General features: G+C 64.8%; 16 protein-coding genes and 1 tRNA gene. 4 read left to right on the top strand and 13 right to left on the bottom strand.

The window, feature by feature from the left end; all coding sequences use genetic code 11:
* Positions 1-287, top strand: a 287-nt coding sequence (locus GA0061099_RS41865) for a hypothetical protein (protein WP_208604915.1), incomplete at its 5' end; no start/stop codon positions are given.
* Positions 288-332: 45 nt separating this feature from the next.
* Here the strand turns inward: GA0061099_RS41865 and GA0061099_RS27400 are convergent.
* The 5 genes from GA0061099_RS27400 to GA0061099_RS27380 form a co-directional block, all read right to left on the bottom strand.
* Positions 333-408 (bottom strand) — tRNA-Lys (locus GA0061099_RS27400).
* A 165-nt stretch (positions 409-573) separates the two neighbouring features.
* Positions 574-1,167 (bottom strand): Spy/CpxP family protein refolding chaperone, encoded by a 594-nt coding sequence (locus GA0061099_RS27395; RefSeq protein ID WP_085972165.1) that lies wholly within the window; start codon positions 1,165-1,167, stop codon positions 574-576.
* 198 nt (positions 1,168-1,365) lie between these two features.
* Positions 1,366-2,370, bottom strand: coding sequence for a TRAP transporter substrate-binding protein (locus GA0061099_RS27390; RefSeq protein ID WP_036025066.1), 1,005 nt, complete (start codon positions 2,368-2,370; stop codon positions 1,366-1,368).
* Between the two features lie 118 nt (positions 2,371-2,488).
* Positions 2,489-4,051, bottom strand: coding sequence for a 2-isopropylmalate synthase (locus GA0061099_RS27385; protein WP_036025065.1), 1,563 nt, complete (start codon positions 4,049-4,051; stop codon positions 2,489-2,491).
* 389 nt (positions 4,052-4,440) lie between these two features.
* Positions 4,441-4,704 (bottom strand): hypothetical protein, encoded by a 264-nt coding sequence (locus tag GA0061099_RS27380; protein WP_036006754.1) that lies wholly within the window; start codon positions 4,702-4,704, stop codon positions 4,441-4,443.
* A gap of 182 nt (positions 4,705-4,886) precedes the next feature.
* Between GA0061099_RS27380 and GA0061099_RS27375 the strand changes: the two genes are divergently transcribed.
* Positions 4,887-6,119, top strand: a complete 1,233-nt coding sequence (locus tag GA0061099_RS27375; RefSeq protein ID WP_036006753.1) for an SMP-30/gluconolactonase/LRE family protein — start codon at positions 4,887-4,889, stop codon at positions 6,117-6,119.
* Between the two features lie 145 nt (positions 6,120-6,264).
* A complete protein-coding gene (locus GA0061099_RS27370; protein WP_074448140.1) occupies positions 6,265-7,575 on the top strand; it encodes an ABC transporter substrate-binding protein in 1,311 nt (436 codons plus the stop codon).
* A 199-nt stretch (positions 7,576-7,774) separates the two neighbouring features.
* Here the strand turns inward: GA0061099_RS27370 and GA0061099_RS27365 are convergent, their stop codons facing one another.
* From GA0061099_RS27365 to GA0061099_RS27330, 8 genes are all read right to left on the bottom strand, one after another.
* Positions 7,775-8,944 (bottom strand): Gfo/Idh/MocA family protein, encoded by a 1,170-nt coding sequence (locus GA0061099_RS27365; protein WP_036025056.1) that lies wholly within the window; start codon positions 8,942-8,944, stop codon positions 7,775-7,777.
* Positions 8,945-9,057: 113 nt separating this feature from the next.
* A complete protein-coding gene (locus GA0061099_RS27360; protein WP_036025054.1) occupies positions 9,058-9,903 on the bottom strand; it encodes a CmcJ/NvfI family oxidoreductase in 846 nt (281 codons plus the stop codon).
* Between the two features lie 332 nt (positions 9,904-10,235).
* Positions 10,236-11,174 (bottom strand): ABC transporter substrate-binding protein, encoded by a 939-nt coding sequence (locus GA0061099_RS27355; protein ID WP_036006740.1) that lies wholly within the window; start codon positions 11,172-11,174, stop codon positions 10,236-10,238.
* The gene (locus GA0061099_RS27350; RefSeq protein WP_036025052.1) at positions 11,171-12,271 is read right to left on the bottom strand and encodes an LLM class flavin-dependent oxidoreductase; all 1,101 of its coding nucleotides are present in this window, start codon (positions 12,269-12,271) and stop codon (positions 11,171-11,173) included. Before GA0061099_RS27350 ends, GA0061099_RS27355 begins: the two co-directional genes overlap by 4 nt.
* Positions 12,272-12,291: 20 nt before the next feature.
* Complete coding sequence (locus GA0061099_RS27345) at positions 12,292-13,464, bottom strand: acyl-CoA dehydrogenase family protein (RefSeq protein WP_074448139.1); 1,173 nt, start codon at positions 13,462-13,464, stop codon at positions 12,292-12,294.
* Positions 13,458-14,255, bottom strand: a complete 798-nt coding sequence (locus tag GA0061099_RS27340; RefSeq protein ID WP_036025038.1) for an ABC transporter ATP-binding protein — start codon at positions 14,253-14,255, stop codon at positions 13,458-13,460. The genes GA0061099_RS27345 and GA0061099_RS27340 overlap by 7 nt, the downstream gene beginning before the upstream one ends.
* Positions 14,249-15,271: an ABC transporter permease gene (locus GA0061099_RS27335; protein WP_036025036.1), complete on the bottom strand. Its 1,023-nt coding sequence runs from the start codon at positions 15,269-15,271 to the stop codon at positions 14,249-14,251. Before GA0061099_RS27335 ends, GA0061099_RS27340 begins: the two co-directional genes overlap by 7 nt.
* Positions 15,249-16,349 (bottom strand): ABC transporter substrate-binding protein, encoded by a 1,101-nt coding sequence (locus GA0061099_RS27330; RefSeq protein ID WP_036025035.1) that lies wholly within the window; start codon positions 16,347-16,349, stop codon positions 15,249-15,251. The genes GA0061099_RS27335 and GA0061099_RS27330 overlap by 23 nt, the downstream gene beginning before the upstream one ends.
* A 475-nt stretch (positions 16,350-16,824) precedes the next feature.
* Between GA0061099_RS27330 and GA0061099_RS27325 the strand changes: the two genes are divergently transcribed.
* Positions 16,825-17,805: an ABC transporter substrate-binding protein gene (locus GA0061099_RS27325; RefSeq protein ID WP_036025047.1), complete on the top strand. Its 981-nt coding sequence runs from the start codon at positions 16,825-16,827 to the stop codon at positions 17,803-17,805.
* Positions 17,806-18,001 lie beyond the last annotated feature (196 nt).

The following is an 18,001-nucleotide window of genomic DNA, read 5'->3' as shown; positions in this document are numbered from 1 at the left end:
TCCATCTCGTTCTCAACGACAACCTTGGGGGAGCGAAGGTTGATATTCGATCCTCGCGAATAGACAAGGTGGTCAAACATTCAGATGGAAACCACCCCAAGGTGGCTGGGCAAATGTGCATGGTTCACGGAGCCGACGATCAAGAGGGCCGACAGTTGCGGCGCGGTCGTGCCTGTAACAGCTTGGCGAGGCTCATTCGCTTCCCGAAAAAGATTGCCGGCGCTTCACATTATCGAGAGCCAGCCGAGCGAAAACTCGAAAAAACACCGTTTGAAAAACCGTTTTAGTTCGGCCGTCTCAAACGGTCTCTCTCGCTAAGGTCCTGATTTATATGGTGGGCGCACCAGGGCTCGAACCTGGGACCCGCTGATTAAGAGTCAGCTGCTCTACCAACTGAGCTATGCGCCCGAAAGGCGGTCAAGGCCTTGCGAGGCCGGTCGTTTAGCAAAGCGTTCCGGGTCTGGCAAGCGATCGGACGCAAGTTTTCCAAGGTCTCGTCCGCAGCCCCGAAAATGCGAAAAGCCGCTGGATTCCAGCGGCTTCGCCAGGTTTACGGCCTGAGAACCGGTCCGTTCAGAGCCGGCCCTCCCGGTCCCGGTCGGGACCGCGGTCACGGTCGAAGCGGTCGTGGTGGAAGTGGTCCATGCCCCGTTCCATCATGCGGTCCATGCGCTCCTTGAAGTGGTGGCGCGGGCCGTCCTCGCCGCCGCCGAACGGGCCGCGGTGCCGGGTCAGCACGGCGAGACGCCGTTTCTGGCCCTCATCGAGGGTCTTGTAGAGCGGATCGGCGGCATCGGCGATCTTCTTCAGGGCGGCGGAGCTGGCGCCCATGTCCTCGGCGCGCTGGCGCAGGCGGGCGATCGGATCCTCGGCCCTGTCGGCATCGCCCGGCCCGGCATTCATCCGCGCATTGGCGCGGTCGATGCGCAGCTTGGCGAACTCCCGCACCGCCGCCTCGACCGGCGGCCACAGCTTCTCCTGGTCTGCGTTCAGCTTCAGCCCGGCATGGACGGCGGCGATCCGCGCATCGACGAAGGCGGCCCGGTCCTCGGGGTTCATGCGCATGTGGCGGACGTGCTCCATCCACGGGCGATGATATTGGGCGTAGACCGCGCCCGAGCCGGCGATGCTGAGCACGGCGATGGCTGCGATGGTGAATTTCTTCATCCTGACCTCCTCTGGAAGGATACCCGTGAGGATGAGCGCGAGGGGGCTGACGCGCAACTTACAACTTGGACAGGAAGCGCGCTCTTACAGAGATGTAATCGCCGTGAATGTCCGTTCAGATGCGAACAAAAATAATCCGCAACAAAAAGGGCTTCCGTGCGCTGCGCGGAAGCCCTTCGTTGGGGTCGCCCGTCGAGGTCAGTTCGTCGGGCTCTTGGCTTCCTTCAGGAACTCGTCGATCAGCCCCTGGCCGATGCGGCCCGCGGCCTCCTTGTAAACCGGCTCCATCGCCTTGCGCATCGCCTCGTCCTGATCGGCCGTCAGCTTGATGATCTCGCTCTTGCCGCTCTTCTTGATCTCGGCCAGCGCGTCATCGTTCTCCTTCTGCGACTGCGCGTTGCTGAACTCGGTCGCCTCTTTCATCGCCTTTGACAATGGGTCACGGATGTCGGCCGGCAGATCGTCCCAGAATTTCTTGTTCACGATCACCACGTAGCCGATGTAGCCGTGATTGGTTTCAGTGATGTACTTCTGAACCTCGTGCATCTTCTGGGTGTAGATGTTCGACCAGGTGTTCTCCTGGCCGTCGACCACGCCGGTCTGGAGTGCCTGGTAGACTTCCGAGAACGCCATCACCTGCGGCAGCGAGCCGAGCGACTTGAACTGGGCCTGGATCACGCGCGAGGATTGGATGCGGAATTTCACGCCCTGATAGTCGGCCGGCGTGATCAGCTTCTTGTTCGCGCTCATCTGCTTGAAGCCGTTGTCCCAATAGGCAAGGCCGGTGATGCCCTTGGCATCCAGCAGCTTCAGCAGCTTGGTGCCGAGCGGCCCTTCCGTCACCTTCCGCAGCGTCTTGATGTCGGGCAGGATGTAAGGCAGGTCGAACACCTCGAACTCGCGGATGCCGAGCGGCCCAAACTTGGAGTTGGACGGCGCCAGCATCTGCACGCTGCCGAGCTGGAGCGCCTCGAGCTCTTCCTTGTCCTTGTAGAGCGTCGAGTTCGGATAGACTTCGACCTTGACCTTGCCGCCGGTATACTTCTCGGCGAGCTCCTTGAACTTCTCCGCGCCCTTGCCTTTCGGCGTGTCGGTGGCGACAACGTGGCTGAATTTGATGATGATCGGTGATTGGGCCGATGCCGGCCCGCTCAAGCCAAGTGCCAGAACCGCGATGGAGGCGGCGATCGCCGAGGTGCGCATGGTCTCTCCCTGTCGTTTGTTTGAGCCGCCCGGCGGCGCCGGGTGGCCAATCTTATGCCGGCTGCATCAATAGCGGCTCGCTTACACAGCCGCTATTGTCCCTTAGCAGGGCAGCCATTCAGCTCGCCGCCGCCGTCGTCACATTGTCGCGCTGGCGCTTCATGACGATCTTGTTGAGCGCGCCGAGATAGGCCTTGGCCGAAGCCACCAGGGTATCCGGATCCGCCGCACGTGCGGTCATCGAGCGGCCGTCCTGCGCCAGCCGCACCGACACTTCCGCCTGCGCGTCGGTGCCCTCGGTGACTGCGTGCACCTGGTACAGCTCGAGCTTGGCCTCGTGCGGCACCAGGCGCTTGATGCAGTTGAAGACGGCGTCGACCGGGCCATTGCCCTCGGCTTCCTCGATCTTGATCTGACCGTCGACGTCGAGCTTCATGGTCGCGCGCTGCGGACCGTGGGTGCCGGCGATCACCGTCAGCGAGGTCAGCTTGATGCGGTCGTGGGAGGCCGCCATCTCCTCGTCGACCAGCGCCTCGATGTCCTCGTCGTAGATGTCCTTCTTGCGGTCGGCCAGCGCCTTCATCCGCGTGAACGCATCTTCCAACTGGTTCGGACCGAGCTTGTAGCCCATCTCCTCCAGCTTGTGCACGAAGGCGTGGCGACCGGAATGCTTGCCCAGCACCAGCGACGACTGCTTCAGGCCCACCATCTCGGGGCGCATGATCTCGTAAGTCGAAGCGTCCTTCAGCACGCCGTCCTGGTGAATGCCGCTCTCATGCGCGAAGGCATTCCGGCCGACGATCGCCTTGTTGTATTGCACCGGGAACGAGGTCGCCGCCGAGACCAGCTTCGAGGCGCGGGTCAGCTGCGTCGTGTCGATCCTGTTCCAGTAGGGGAATTTGTCGTTGCGTACGTTGATCGCCATCACGATCTCTTCGAGAGCGGCGTTGCCGGCGCGCTCGCCGATGCCGTTGATGGTGCACTCGACCTGGCGCGCGCCGCCGGTGATGCCGGCCAGCGAGTTGGCGACCGCCATGCCGAGATCGTTATGGCAGTGCACGGAGAACACCGCCTTGTCCGAGTTCGGCACGCGCTCGATCAGCGTCCTCATGAAGTGGGTATATTCCTCCGGCACCGTATAACCGACGGTGTCGGGGATGTTCACCGTGGTGGCGCCGGCCTTGATCACGGCCTCGACGATGCGGCACAAAAAGTCCATCTCGCTGCGGGTGCCGTCCTCGGCCGACCATTCGACGTCGTCGATCTGGTTGCGGGCGCGCGCGACCATCGCGACCGAGGTCTCGATCACCTGCTCCGGGGTCTTGTTCAGCTTCACCCGCATGTGCAGCGGCGAGGTCGCGATCACGGTGTGGACGCGGCCGCGCTTGGCGAACTTCACGGCTTCGGCGCAGCGGTCGATGTCGGCGGGATGGGCGCGCGACAGGCCGGCGATGACGGCGTTCTTGGAGCGGCGGGCGATCTCGCTGACCGCCTGGAAGTCGCCTTCGGAGGTGATCGGAAAGCCGGCCTCGATGACGTCGACGCCCATATCATCCAGCAGTTCGGCGACCTCGAGCTTCTCCTCGAAGGTCATGGTGGCGCCGGGGCACTGCTCGCCGTCGCGCAGCGTGGTGTCGAAAATGATGACGCGGTCCTTCTCGGACTTGTTCACGGTGGCCATTCCTAGATTTCCTTTTGAGCGTTTGCGCCGTTCAGAGCCGTTTCAGTCCCTTGGCGCTTGAGGTGTCCGTTGATCTCGACCAACCCCTGAGCGCCCAGGCGCATGGCGCCCAGCCGGCCCTCAGGGGCAAGTAAGAAGAAGGCCGCCAATAAGGAGGGTGGGCAGCAGCGCAGCCGGGATCGCGGCGGCGGCCAGAGCCACCTCCCCCGAAATCCCCTCGATTTGGCCGCGAATCAGCATTGCCAGACCCTGTAGAGCCTCAAATCCTCGGTCAAAACCGTTGACGGTTGGTTTCGGGAGAGGCCCGATGTGGCCGTTTCTAGACGAGAAATGGCCGCAACTGCAACGCCAAAAAGAGGGTCAACATAGGTGACCTAAAAGGGATAGGCCTACGCCGTGCCGGTGCGGCGGGCGCGCGCCCTGTTCTCCCAACGGTTCAGCATTTGGCCGAGCTCTCCGGTGGGCGCAGCGGTGTCGGTCTTCGCGATCTCGTTGGTGTTGGCCGGCGCATTGGCTGAGAGCCAGTCCGGCTCAGCGTACTCGCGCCAGCGGCGTGCCTCCGCGCGCCTTTTTCGGGAGACGTAATCTCGCGTGAAATAGCCAGCCGCAAACGCGAGTGAGAGAAGGATGACCAGGATGACGACTTGCACAATGAGCTCCGGCTTTATCCCCCGCTAGCGCCCTGCAATCCAAACGCACTCGAAGGTGACGAAATTGCGACCTGCGATCACGCCGCGGTTTCAAGTCTGCCTCTCGCAACCGGACGCGGACCGGACTAACCTTCGCCGCGCTTGGCCGGATCAACCGGCCGGCCGAACGTAACCGGGAGGATACGATGACACGCCAGGAGGCTCCTGAGCAGGAGCAGCGTGCGCACGATGCTGCGCTTTCACGACGAACGCTGGTCGGGGGGCTGGCGCTCGGCGCCGCGGCCACGTTGGCGGGCCCCGCGCTGGCCCAGACCGGGCCCGCCGCACCGCCGACGACGATCACGACGCCGCCGCGCGACTTCGGCCCGGGCGGCGCGCCGACGACCTATTTCTGGGACCCCGACATCATCGCGGTCGATCCGTCCTTCAACGATCTCGCGCAGCCCAACACCGCGATCAAGCGTCTCTATACCGGGCTGCTCTGGGCGGAAGGCCCGGCGTGGAGTGCGCAGGGCCGCTATCTCTTGTGGAGCGACATTCCCAACAACCGGCAGATGCGCTGGACCGAGGACGACGGCCGCGTCAGCGTATTCCGCTCGCCCTCCAACAATTCCAACGGCAACTCGTTCGACTTCCAGGGCCGCCAGCTCTCCTGCGAGCACCTGACGCGGCGGGTGACGCGCTACGAGCATGACGGCACCGCCACCGTGCTCGCCGAGTCCTACCAGGGCAAGAAGCTGAACTCGCCGAACGACATCGCCGCGCATCCCGACGGCAGCTATTGGTTCACCGATCCGCCCTATGGCGGCCAGCTCTACGAAGGCGAGCCCGACGTCGCGGGCGGCCCGAGCAATGCCGGCGGCAAGCTCAATCCGCGGATCGGACAGCCGGCCGGCTTCGTGCCGGGCAAGCGCGAGCTGCCGACCAATTGCTATCGCATCGATCCCTCCGGCCGCATCGACCTCGTCGTCACGGAAGACCAGGTGCCCGACCCGAACGGGCTGTGTTTCTCGCCCGACTACAAGAAGCTCTACATCGCCTCGACCGGCAAGGGACCGGGCGACACCGGGCCCGGCGGCAAGGGCGAGATCTTCGTGTTCGACGTCGGCAGCGACAACAAGCTGTCGAACCTGAAGAAGTTCACCGATTGCGTGATCGACGGCGTGAAGTGCGGACCGGATGGTCTGCGTTGCGACGTCAACGGCAATCTCTGGGCCTCCAGCAATGCCGGACGCGCGGTCGGCTACAGCGGCGTCACGGTGTGGTCGCCGGAGGGCAAGCTGCTCGGCCGCATCCGTCTGCCGGAAGTGTGCGGCAACGTCTGCTTCGGCGGCCCCAAGCGCAACCGCCTGTTCATGGCCGCGAGCCAATCGCTCTACGCGGTGTATACGGCGACGCAGGGCGCAGGGCCGGGCTGAGCGGCGCCATCCACGAACGAACGCGCCGGCGTGAAGCGCCGGCGCCGAAGAACCTCGACTTTCGCGATGTTGACTTTCCGCCGCCCCGCTCCCCATACTTTGCGAACAACGACAAGATCGAACGACGGTTTTGAGGGAGGATAGGATGCCGACTTCACGCAGGCAGCTGCTGAAGACATCGGCGGCTGCCGCCGCCGCACTCAGCCTCGATTGGACACGCGCCCAGGCACAAGCCGAGACTATACGCATCGGCCTGATCTACGACCTCACCGGCCCCTTCGCCGCCGGCGGCTCGGTCGCCTCGTCGATCGGCGCGCAGATCGCCATCGATCTCGTCAACGAGAAAGGCGGTGTCGGCGGCAAATACAAGGTTGCTCCGGTCGCCGCGGATTCGCAGAGCAAGCCGGACGTTGCGATCAACGAGGCCGAACGCCTGATCAGCCAAGAGAAGATCGACATCCTCAACGGCGTCTATGCCAGCTCGCATGCGGTGCCGCTCGCGGCCAAGGTCGAGCAGCAAAAGAAGATCCTCTGGATCACGACCGCGGTCTCGACCGCCGTGTTCAAGGACAAGAACCTGCAACACGTGTTTCGCGCGCAGATCCATTCGGATCAATACGGCCAGGCCTTTGCAAGCTTCCTCACCGAGCACGCCAAAGCCAAGCTCGGCATGGATCCGAAGGAGGTCAAGGTCGCGTTGATCCACGAGGACGGCCCTTATGGCGTCGGCGTTGCCTCCGCTGACGAAGCCTATGCGAAAGATGCCGGCATTCCGGTGGTGCTGCGCGAAGGCTATTCGGCCTCGGCGCCCGACCTGTCGGTGCTGGTGACCAAGATCAAGCGGGCCAAGGCCGACGTGATCTCGCATGCGGGCTACAACCCTGACATCACCCTGTTCCTGCGCCAGGCCCGCGAGAGCGGGTTGCGCTTCAAGATGCTGTTCGGAGCCGGTGCCGGCTACAGCCAGCTCGACAAGTTGCGCGCCACGTTCGGCGCCGACATCGACAATTTCTGCAACATCGACCCGGTGCCGGCACAGCTGCTCGATCCCGCCAAGCTCGCGCCCGGCATGGGCGATCTGATCAAGACCATGGTCAGTCGCTACCAGGCCAAGACCGGCGCCACCGACGTGCCACCGCACTGCTCGATGGGCTTCAACCAGACCTGGGTGCTGCTCAACAACGTGCTGCCTGTCGCCAAGGAGAAGTACGGCAGCTTCGAGCCCGAGGCGATCCGGAAAGCGGCGCTCGACGTCGACATCCCCGCGGGCGGCACGATCCAGGGCTATGGCGTGAAATTCTTCCCGCCGGGCACGCCGCTCTCCGGCCAGAACGAACGTTCGACGCCGGTCGTGATGCAGAACGCCGGCGCGCACATCTCCGTGGTGTGGCCGACCAACATCCGCACGCAGGACCCGGTCTTCCCGCTGCCGAAGGGCTCGACCTACGGGGCGTGAGGGGGCGGCACGGGCAGTGTACACCCTCTCCCCTTGCGGGAGAGGGTGGCTCGCCGCGTTGCGGCGAGACGGGTGAGGGGTCCCCCTCCGCGTGTTCAACTCTCATTGGGATGCGCGGAAACAACCCCTCATCCGGCGCTTCGCGCCACCTTCTCCCGCAAGGGGAGAAGGGAAGCGTGCCTGCGGAGACACGTTGCTTTCACAACACCACCCGCCGCCCCTCCTCCGCCGCCCAATATCCTGCGTAGTTCACCTTGATCGTCTCATAGGCCAGCGCGAGGTCGGACAGCGGCTGGCGGCCCGTCGCGACGCATTCCATGAAGTCCTGGATCTCCTGCAAATAGCCGCGCGTCCATTCCTCCTCGAGGCAGACATATTGCCAGCCGGTTTTGCGGTCGACCTTCTCGGTGATGTAGACAGAAGCGAGCTTCTCCTCGCTGGTCTGATAGCTCATCAGATGATTGTTGGGCGTGATGTTGGCAAACAGCGAGCCGCCGCTCGTATAGGTCTCGATCAGATTGCGCACGCCGCCCATGATCATGTCGCCGGAGAACACCGTCGCCTTGGTGCCGTCCGAGAAAGTGGCGGTGAGCGTGCCCCAGTCCTCGACATCGACGGGATTGGCCTTGATGTAGCTGCGCTCCTCCGGCTTGAGCCCGGCGGTGACGTTGCCGACATCGCCGGTGACGCTGGCCACATGGATGCGCTCGCCGCGCGCCTTGGCTTCGACCTGCTTCAGATACAGCACGGCCGAGAGGGGATGGCAGCCCATGCGGATCAGCGAGCCGCCGCCGGTCATCGCCCATTGCGCGGCATGCGCGGCGTGCGAGCCGGAATGGCTCTCCTCGCCCTTCATGAACAGAATCTTGTCCTTGGTCGCCTTGATGATCTCGGCGGTCTTGGTTACGGCCGGCGCGTAGATCCAGTCCTCGGCATACATGAAGAGCTTGCCCGTGCGCTCGATCGCGGCCCGCGTCCTGTCCATCTCTTCGATCACGCGTTCATACATCAGCGCCTTCGGCACGTGCTTGCCGATCGGCTGCTGATCGCCTTCGCGGCCGAAATAGCCGGCGAACGGCTTTTCGCAGATGACGTGCTTGCCGGACTGCATGGCGGCGACGATCATCTCGGCGTGAAGATTGGGCGGGGTGCAGATGTCGACGACGTCGAGATCGCGGTCGGCGATCAGCTCGGCGAAGCTGCGGTAAACACGCGGGATATTGTGATGCCCGGCAAACGCGACAACCTTGTCGCCGCGGGCAGCAACCGCCGCGACCTCGACGTCAACGCCATAGACGCGCCGGAACGCATACATGTGCAACTCCGACACGAAGCCGCAGCCGACGAGTCCTATCCTGATCCTTGTCATAGCGCCCCCTTTGCATTGGGCGGCACTATAGCGCGCTCGGACGCCTAATCCACCGAGACCTGAACGACGCCCGCGCCCATGATGCATGGACCCGGCAGGGCCATCACACATTGTTACTGCCGGTGGAACACCAGCGTGCGGACTTCGATGCTCTCGCGGGGCACAGCATCGGCCGGCGTGGTCGGATCGACGAATGCGGTATGCGGCCCGAAACGGGTCCGGCCGTCGGTTGCGGAATCGTAGCACTTCAGCAGCAGCGCCTCATCCGGCGTCATCTCCGGGAAATAGAACCAGCGGTGGTTCGGATTGTATTTCACCGAATAGGTCTCGCCGCGGCGGTTGGGATAGATCAGGTCGGAAGCGACGAGGTCTTCCGGCTTGACCGTGGTGCCGTCGGCCATGGCGAGCGGTGAATCCCGCAAGGGACCGCGGATCGGCCGCCACAGATTGATCACCTGCACGCGCCCCTTCAGCAGCTCGTCGGCTTCATCAGGCAGATGCTCGCGCACGCGGTTGGCGCCGGAGATTGCCGTCTGGTCGACATGGACGCGCGTGGCCGGCTGACGCGGGCCGCCGTCGCGGATATCCGGCGCGCCTTCGACACGCTTGCGCACGGTGTGGTCGAAGATGACGACGCGGTCGGCCTTCAGCGTCGCGCGCAGGAACGCCTCGACCGCTGGATAGTAGACGCTGCGGATTTCCTCGTCGTTGTAAAAATCCTTCACCTGGGTCGGATGACGCACCAACGCAAAGCCCTCGCGATCCAGCGAGAAGTTCTGCGCGATCAGCCGCGCATCGAAGATCGGCACCTGATGCGGCTCCGGCAGCGAGGTGGTTTTCGGCTCACCCGGCGGCGGATCGAACACGTAGGTGCGCGGCTTGCCGTCGATCGGTGCGAGATAATTGAGTTCGGCGGTGACGAAGGGAAGCGATTCGATTTTTGTTTCTTGCAGGCCCATGGCCGGTCTCCCGATGTGGTCGTCGGATTGATCTTTGCGGGAGTGCGCCGTGCCGCAAGAGCTGCGGCGCAAATAGCAATGAGGGTGTTGTCGCGAGCGCTATGGGCAGGAGGATTGTTTCGAGGAACGCGATCAAGTTGGAAGTTGTCTTCCTGCTTCACGGATGCTTGAGCGCTTGAGAGGTCTCGTGCCCCGGACACAGCGCATCACGAAGTGGTGCGCTGCTGAGCCGGGGCCCATCTAACCAAACGCAATCGGTGCGCCATGGGGCCGGCTCAGCGCAGCAGCGTTCCACGCTGCAGCGCGTCCGGGACACGAGAGTTGTGTAAAGGCTACAACCCCACCTTCGCGATCGCGTCCGTGAACGAGCGATCGACGATCTCCGCGGCATCCAGCTTCTGCTTGATCAGGCCCCAGCGGAAATAGAGGTCGATCGTCGCCTGCTCGTCTTTGACCACGCCGTCATCGATCGGCGCGATCCTGATCTTGGCGCGTGACAGCCAGTTCTGCGGCACGGCGGTGGGGATGTTCATCAACCTGCCCCAGGTCGCGGCATAGCTGTCGATATTGTTTAGCGACCAGGCCCGCGCCGCGGTGAGGCGGCGGATGAAATCGGTCAGCTCGGCGCGCTTGTCCCTGATCGCGTCGGGCCGCGCTACCTGGAAGCTCAGCCCCGGCGTCAGCCCTTCCGAGGTGATGACGCGCCGCGACTTGAACAGCACCTCCTCCTGGCTCACATACGGCTCCCAGGTCGACCATGCATCGACCGAGCCTTGCGTGTAGGCGATCTTGGCGTCGGACGGCGCCAGGAACGCGATCTGGACGTCGTTCGCGCTCCAGCCGTTCTTCTCCAGCGCAGCAAGGATCAGCTGATGGCCGATCGAGCCGCGGCCGGTCGCGATCTTCTTACCCCGGAGATCGGCAAAGCTCTTGATCGGCGAATTCTCGGGCACGAGGATGGCGAGCCCCTCGCGCGTCTGCCGGATAGCAGCGATCGCCTTCACCGGCGCGCCCGACGCGGCGGCGAAGGTGAAGGGCGCATCGCCAACGAGGCCGGTCTCGATCGCGCCGGCGCTGAGCGCTTCCAGAAGCGGCGCGGCCGCCGGAAACTCCCTCCACTCGATCTTGTAGGGCACATCCTTGAGCACGCCGGCCGCTTCCATCACGGCCTGCGCATTGCCCTTCTGGTCCCCGACACGGAGCGTGGTTTGCGCAGCTGCGACTTCGAACGAAGCGAACAGCAGCGCGCCGGCCAACATGAGGCGGATCATTCTGCGGCCTCGCCGCGAACGGCCTGGCGCTTGGCGACCAGCTCGCGTGTCAGCGGGATCAGCTCCCGGCCGTATTCGATGCTATCGATCAGCGGATCGAAGCCGCGGATTAGGAAATGGCTGATGCCGAGATCGTAATAGTCACCGAAGACCTCCGCAACCTGCTCGGGCGTGCCGACCAGTGCCGTGGTGTTGCTGTTGGCGCCGGTCAGCTTTGCGATCTCGGTCCAGAGCCGCTTGTCGATGCGGCTGCCCTGATCGGCGAGCGCGAGCAGGCGCCGTGCGCCGGCGGTGGCATGCCCGTCAGCGGGCTTGCGATAGCCGGTCTTGTCCTGGAGCGCGGTGGCGCGCGCGAGAATTTCCTCCGCCTTCTCCCAGGCCTGCTTCTCGGTCGGTGCAATGATCGGCCGCACCGACAGGCTGAAGCGCGGCGTCGGCCGCCCCTGCCGCACCGCGCCGTTGTGCACGCGCGAGGTGATATCGCGCACCTGCGCGTAGGATTCGCCCCACAGCGCAAAGGTGTCGGCATGCTTGCCAGCGACGTCGATCGCCGCATCCGAGGCGCCGCCGAAATAGACGCGGATGCCTTCGGGGCGATACGGCTTCACCTGCGAGAAGGCGTTCTCGACCTGGTAGTACCTGCCCTTGTAGCTGAACGGCTTGTCGCTGCTCCATTGCAGCTTGAGCACGTCGAGGAATTCAGAGGTGCGGGCATAGCGCTCGTCCTTGTCGTCGAGAGTGTTGCCGTCTTGCCGCAGCTCGGTGGCGTTGCCGCCGGTGATGACATGGAGCGCGACGCGGCCGCGGGAAAACTGGTCGAGCACGGCGAACTGCCGCGCCAGCAATGTCGGGGCGGTAAAGCCGGGCCGCTGCGCGATGAGCACGTTGAGCCTCTCGGTGTGATTGAGCACGTGCTGGGCGACCTGGAGCGCATCGGGCGAGGTCGAATGAAACGCCAGCAGCGCGCGGTCGAAGCCGGCATTCTCATGCGCCTTCGCCACCGTCTCGATATGGGTCGGATTGAGCACCGATCCTTCCCGAACGATGGTCTCGGACGAATTGTTGTTGCTGATGAAGCCGATGAACTCGATCGACATGATCGTCTCCCAGTTGATCCCTAGAGGCCGAGTGCGAGGCGGCCGAGACCGATGCGCGTGGAATCATCCTGCGGCGTGTGCACGCGGCCGCACAGCACGTCGCGATAATGCCGCTCCAGCGGATTGGCGCGGCTGAGCCCGTGGTTACCGGTCAACGACAGCGCGTCCTCGACGACGGCAACGGCGTTGTTGGTCACGGTCAGCTTGATGACGTTGGATTCACCGGCAGAGAGATCGACGCCATCGTCGAAGTCGCGGGCAGCCGTGTCGATCAAACGTGCGTTGACCGCAAGCCGCGCCTCGATGGCCCCGACGATCTCCTGCGCGCGGGCTAAGGTCGCCAGCGGCGCGCCGAGGCTGGCAGGCACGCGCTGCTTCAGGAAATTGATCAGCCAGTCGCGCGCGGCGCGGGCAACGCCGTCGTAGATCGCGGCGATGAAGACGGTGTGCACAGTCTGCTGCGTAACGTCGAGCGTGCGCCAGTCCGCCGGCTTGCGCAAATCGACCTCGGCATCGAGCGGGACCACGACGTCGTCGAAGATGACGTCGTGGCTGCCGCTGGCGCGCAGGCCGTGATGGTCCCAGGTCTGGACGATGCGCGTGCCCGGCAGGCCCGCCGGCACCAGGAACTGGCCGACGCGCGGCTCCGCCTCGTCGGTGCGCGCCCAGACCAGGTACCATTTCAGGATCGGCGATCCCGTCGAGTAGATCTTGTGGCCGGAGAGGCGCCAGCCGGTTTCGGTGCGCCGCGCGATCGTCGCCGGCAACCCTCCGCGCGCAGGCGAGCCGAGCTCCGGCTCCACGCGCAGGGCATTGATAAGGGCGATGCCCTCAACACTTTCGCGCGCGAGCTTGCGCGACAGTCGCGCCGGCCAGTTCGGACTGCGCGCCATCACGAGATGATTGATGTAGTGCATCGACAGCACCAGCGCGGTCGACGGATCGGCCTTGCCGAGAATGCCGAGCACGCGCGCGGCATAGCGCGCGCCGGCACCGGCGCCGCCATGAACCGCCGGCACCGTCAGAGACAGCAAGCCTGCCTCCGAGAGCTCGCGAAAATTCTCGAAGGGAAAGCTGCCGAGCCGGTCGTGCTCGGCCGCGCGCGCCGCAAAGCTCGTGGCAAGCGTCGCGGCGCGGGCGATGTAGTCCGGTTCGCTGTGAGCCGTGCGGCCCTTGGCTATCGAGGTCACCATGTGGCGTCCAGCCCCAACAGGCCAAGGATCTGGCGGCGCAGCTCAGCCAGATACGGATCGCCGCGATGGCGCGGATACGGACGATCGACGCGGATGTCGGCCTTCACGCGCGCGGGACGATCGCTGAACACGATGACGCGGTTGGCGAGCACCAGCGCCTCCTCCGCATCATGCGTCACCAGCAGCGTGGTGAACCCTTTGCGCTGCCAGAGCGCGACGAGCTCGGCCTGCATGGTGATGCGGGTCAGCGAGTCCAGTTTCCCCAGGGGCTCATCCAGGATCAGGATCTTGGGATCGTTGACCAGCGCCCGCGCCAGCGCGACGCGCTGCGCCATGCCGCCGGAGAGCTGGTGCGGATAGGCGTCGCGGAACGGCGAAAGCCCGACGAGGTCAAGCGCGTCATCGACGCGCTGGCGCTGGCTCCTCAAAATGCCCTGGGCCTCAAGGCCCAGGGCGACGTTGTCCCAGACCGACCGCCAGGGAAACAGGGTCGGATCCTGGAACACGACGACGCGCGAGGGATGCGGGTTCCTGATGCGCTCCTCGTCCTCCCGCAGCCTTCCCGCCTTCGGCTTGTCGAGGCCGGCGATCAGCCGCAGCAAGGTCGACTTGCCGCAGCCGGACGGGCCGAGCAGCGCGACGAACTCGCCGGGCTCGACCGAGATGCTGACGTCGCTCAGCACCGGCAGCTCGGTCCCGTCGATGTCGAAGGCGTGGCTGACCTGCTCGATATCGAGCGCGGCGCCGGTGGCCGGATGCGTGACCGCTTCGGCGAGAGCTGTGGCTACCATTTGACGGTTCCCTTCTGCCAGACCAGGAGGCGATCGCGGATCGCAAACAGCAGCGTGATTGCGCCGGAGCAGAGCAGCGACATCACGATCAGCGCTGCATACATGTTGGCGTAGGCGGCCCAGCCCTGCGCCCATTGCAGGTACCAGCCGAGCCCGGCCTTAACGCCGATCATCTCAGCGACGACGAGCACGGCAAAGGACGAGCCGAGCCCCATGAACAGGCCGACGAAGACGTGCGGCAACGCGGCCGGGATCGCGACCTTCAGCACCAGGAACGAAGGCTTTGCCCCCAGCGTGCGCGCGACGTCGTAATAGGCGTTGCTGACGCTCGCGACGCCCGACCAGGTCAGCACGGTAACCGGGAAGCCCGTTGCCAGCGCGATCAGGAAGGTCGAGGCGCTCCAGCTCGACGGAAAGGTGAAGAAGGCGATCGGCAGCCAGGCGGTCGCCGGCAGTGGGCCGATGAAGCGCAGCACCGGATGCACCCAATAACCGACCGCGCGCGACCAGCCGATCGAGACGCCGGTTAGAAAGCCAATCGTGGCGCCGATCAGATAGCCGCCGAGCTGGAGCTTGATCGAGGCAAGGACGCTGTCGAGCAGCTTCGGCAGATCGTCGGTATAGACCTCGATGATCGCCTGCGGCGGCGGGAAGAACGGCAGCGGCAGCCAGGCGAATTTTGCCGTCGCGACCTCCCACACCGTCAGGAACACCCCGAGCGCGACCAGCCATGGCGCGCGCTTGTGCAGCGCCTGTCCCGCCGCTCCCAGATAGTCGGCCCCGACGGTGCCGAACAGCGCGAGCGCCGCGATGATGAAGGCGGCGATGCCGAGTGAATGCGTGCGCGACCAATCGCCGACATCCTGCCACCACAGGCAGGACAGGCCGAGGGCGATCCAGGCGACGCTGGCGAGAACGCCGGCGCCGGACTCCCGGATCCAGTTCGCCAGCAGCGGCACGCGCGAGGTGCGCGGCGCGCCCGAGGCAAGGCCGTCAGACAGCGAATACGTCGACATAGATGCGCTCCGCGAATTTGGCGGTGTCGGTGCTCTGCTTGAAGACCTGCACGCTCTTGAGGTCGTCGGCGTAGGCCTTGAGCTCGCGCTTCAAGATCTCGCCGACGGGATGATGATGGTGGGTGTGGTAGCGCACCATGCCCTCGATATCGGCGAGCGTCGCCGCCTTCGGCGCATAGGGCTGGAACGATTTCGCCGCGAGCGTCGCATTCTGCGCGGTGAACATCGCAGCATCGAGCAGCGCCTGGGTGATGGCGCGCGCGACTTGAGGCTCTTCGCGCACGAGCGAGCCGCGCAGGCCGAGGATGCAGCAGCTCTTCTCGCGGTACTCCCCATCGAGATTTGAGGCGACCTCCTTGTACTGTGTGTCCTTGAGCCAGAGATAGGCGAGCGGATCGGACGACAGGAACGCCTGCACCTCGCCCTTCTCCACGGCAACGTTGAGCAGATTGCCGGGATAGGCGCGCCAGTCGACGTCCTTCACCGGATCGATGCCGAGTTTGGCCAATTGGATCGAGAAGAAGTTCTTGTCGGGACCGGCGAGATCGCCGACCGCGACGATCTTGCCCTTGAGGTCGGTCAGCTTCGAGACGCCGGAATCGGTGCGCGACAGCACCCGCATGCAGCCGCCATGGGTGCCCGCGGCGATCTTGACGTCAAAACCCTGCTCCAGCGGCTTCAGCCAGCGCAGCGCCATGCCGAGACCGGCATCGCTTTTGCCTGTCGCGATGGCCTCGAGCAGCTGGTCGGTCGAGCCGGAATAGTTGACGAGCTCGACGTCGAGATTATGCTTCTTGAAGAAGCCGTGCTCGATCGCGACCGGCACCGGCGCGAGGCAGACGGCGCCGGCATTCCACGACAGCTTCAGCTTGCGCGGCGCGCCAGTGAGCGCGGGTGCGTCAGAGGCCGTGCGGCACAGCGGAAACTCGGAGAAGTCGACACCCGGCGCGATGGCGCGCGGTGCGAAGGCCTGCGCGCCCAGCGCGCCGAGCGGCGCTGCGAAGGCGGCGGCAAGCCCTGCCTGAAGCAGGTGGCGCCGGTCGAGTTTCGACCCGCTGCGCTGGTTGTCGTTGGTCATCGGCCTGGCTCCTGCGCTGGCACGGCTCCGCCGTGTACGCAACGGGTCGCGTTGCGCATGTTCCGTGCGGAGCTGCGTCTAAGAGAAAATTGTTCCGTCGGCGCTTGGCGCGCCGTGTTGATGCGATGCGCAAATCATGCGGCGCGTTCGCGGCATCGTCAATGAAATGGATTTTCGAATGTTGCGCGAAGGGAAGACATTCTCTCCATCCGCGCATGGGCAAGCGATGAAAGGATTTTCGCAGATGCATAGGCACGCAGGGTCAACCGCGACTCCATCGCCTGCTGCATCCCTGTGCAGCGTCTGCCGCGCACGCTGCGCATTCTCGAAGCGCCGGCCCGCTGAAACGTCATTGCCTGAAGCACGCACAATACGGTTGGCCATTTCATTGACGGCGCACCGCGCGCTCATAGACTTGATCGTCTCGCTGCACCGTTCGCTCACGCATCGTGAGCAACGCAACAAGACGGATCCAATGAGCATCAACTCTCACGACCATTCCATCACACGCCGGCTCGCCACCTCGCTGCTCGCCGCCGCCATCACGCTATCGACCGCTGCCGCATCGCTCGCCGCCGACATTGTCGTGCTGCGCGTCGGCGACCAGAAGGGCGGCAATCGCTCGCTGCTCGAAATCTCCGGCTATGCGAAGGACCTGCCTTACAGAATCGAATGGTCGGAATTCCCCGCGGCCGCGCCGATCCTCGAAGCGCTCAATGCCGGCGCGCTCGACGTCGGCTACACCGGCGATCTCTCGTTCCTCTCGGTCTATGCCGCGGGCGCGCCGATCAAGGCGATCGGCGGCACGCGCTCGGATGCGAAGACGCAGGCTATCCTGGTGCGTCAGGATTCGCCGATCAAGTCGGCGGCCGACCTCAAGGGCAAGCGGCTCGCCGGCACACGCGGCGGCTGGGGCCAGTTCCTGATCGATGCGACACTGGAGAAGGCAGCGATCAAGCTGGAGGATGCGACCTTCGCGCCGCTCGGCCCGGTCGATGCCAAGATCGCGCTGCTCGCCGGCTCGATCGACGCCTGGGCGGTGTGGGAGCCCTACGTCTCGTTCGCGACGTTGAAGGACAAGGCTCGCGTCATCGCCAACGGCGAAGGGCTGACGCCGACCATCACCTTCATCGTCGCCTCCGACAACGCCATCACCACCAAGCGCGCGGCGGTGCAGGATCTGGTGCAGCGCTTGAACAAGGCGCGACTGTGGTCGCTGGACCATGTCGCCGAATACGCCAAGAACACGGCCGAATTGACCAAGCTGCCCGAGGACGTGCTGCTGTCGGCCTACACCGCGCAGCGCACCGGCCCGATCGTGATCGACGAGAACGTGGTCAAGGAGGTGCAGGAAGCCTCCGACCGCGCGACGCGCTACGGCATCCTGCCGAAGAAGCTCGACGTCAGCAAAGCCGTCGACCGCAGCTTCACGGCTGCGGCCGCGGGATCGAACTAAACGATATGACCTTCGAACGGAGCCGCGGTGCCCGCTTTACCTCTCCCGCTTGCGGGAGAGGTCGGCGCAACGCGCCGGGTGAGGGCTTTCTCCTCTGGGGGGTTCGCGCTCGCGGAAACAGCCTCTCCCCGACCCTCCCCCGCAAGCGGGGGAGGGAGAGCACCATGTTCACGGCCACAGGAAAATCCAACATGGC

The sequence above is a fragment of the Bradyrhizobium yuanmingense genome, assembly GCF_900094575.1.
Lineage (GTDB): Bacteria > Pseudomonadota > Alphaproteobacteria > Rhizobiales > Xanthobacteraceae > Bradyrhizobium > Bradyrhizobium yuanmingense.
Note: the sequence above shows the minus strand (reverse complement) of the source record. Positions and strands in the feature narration are given on the sequence as shown.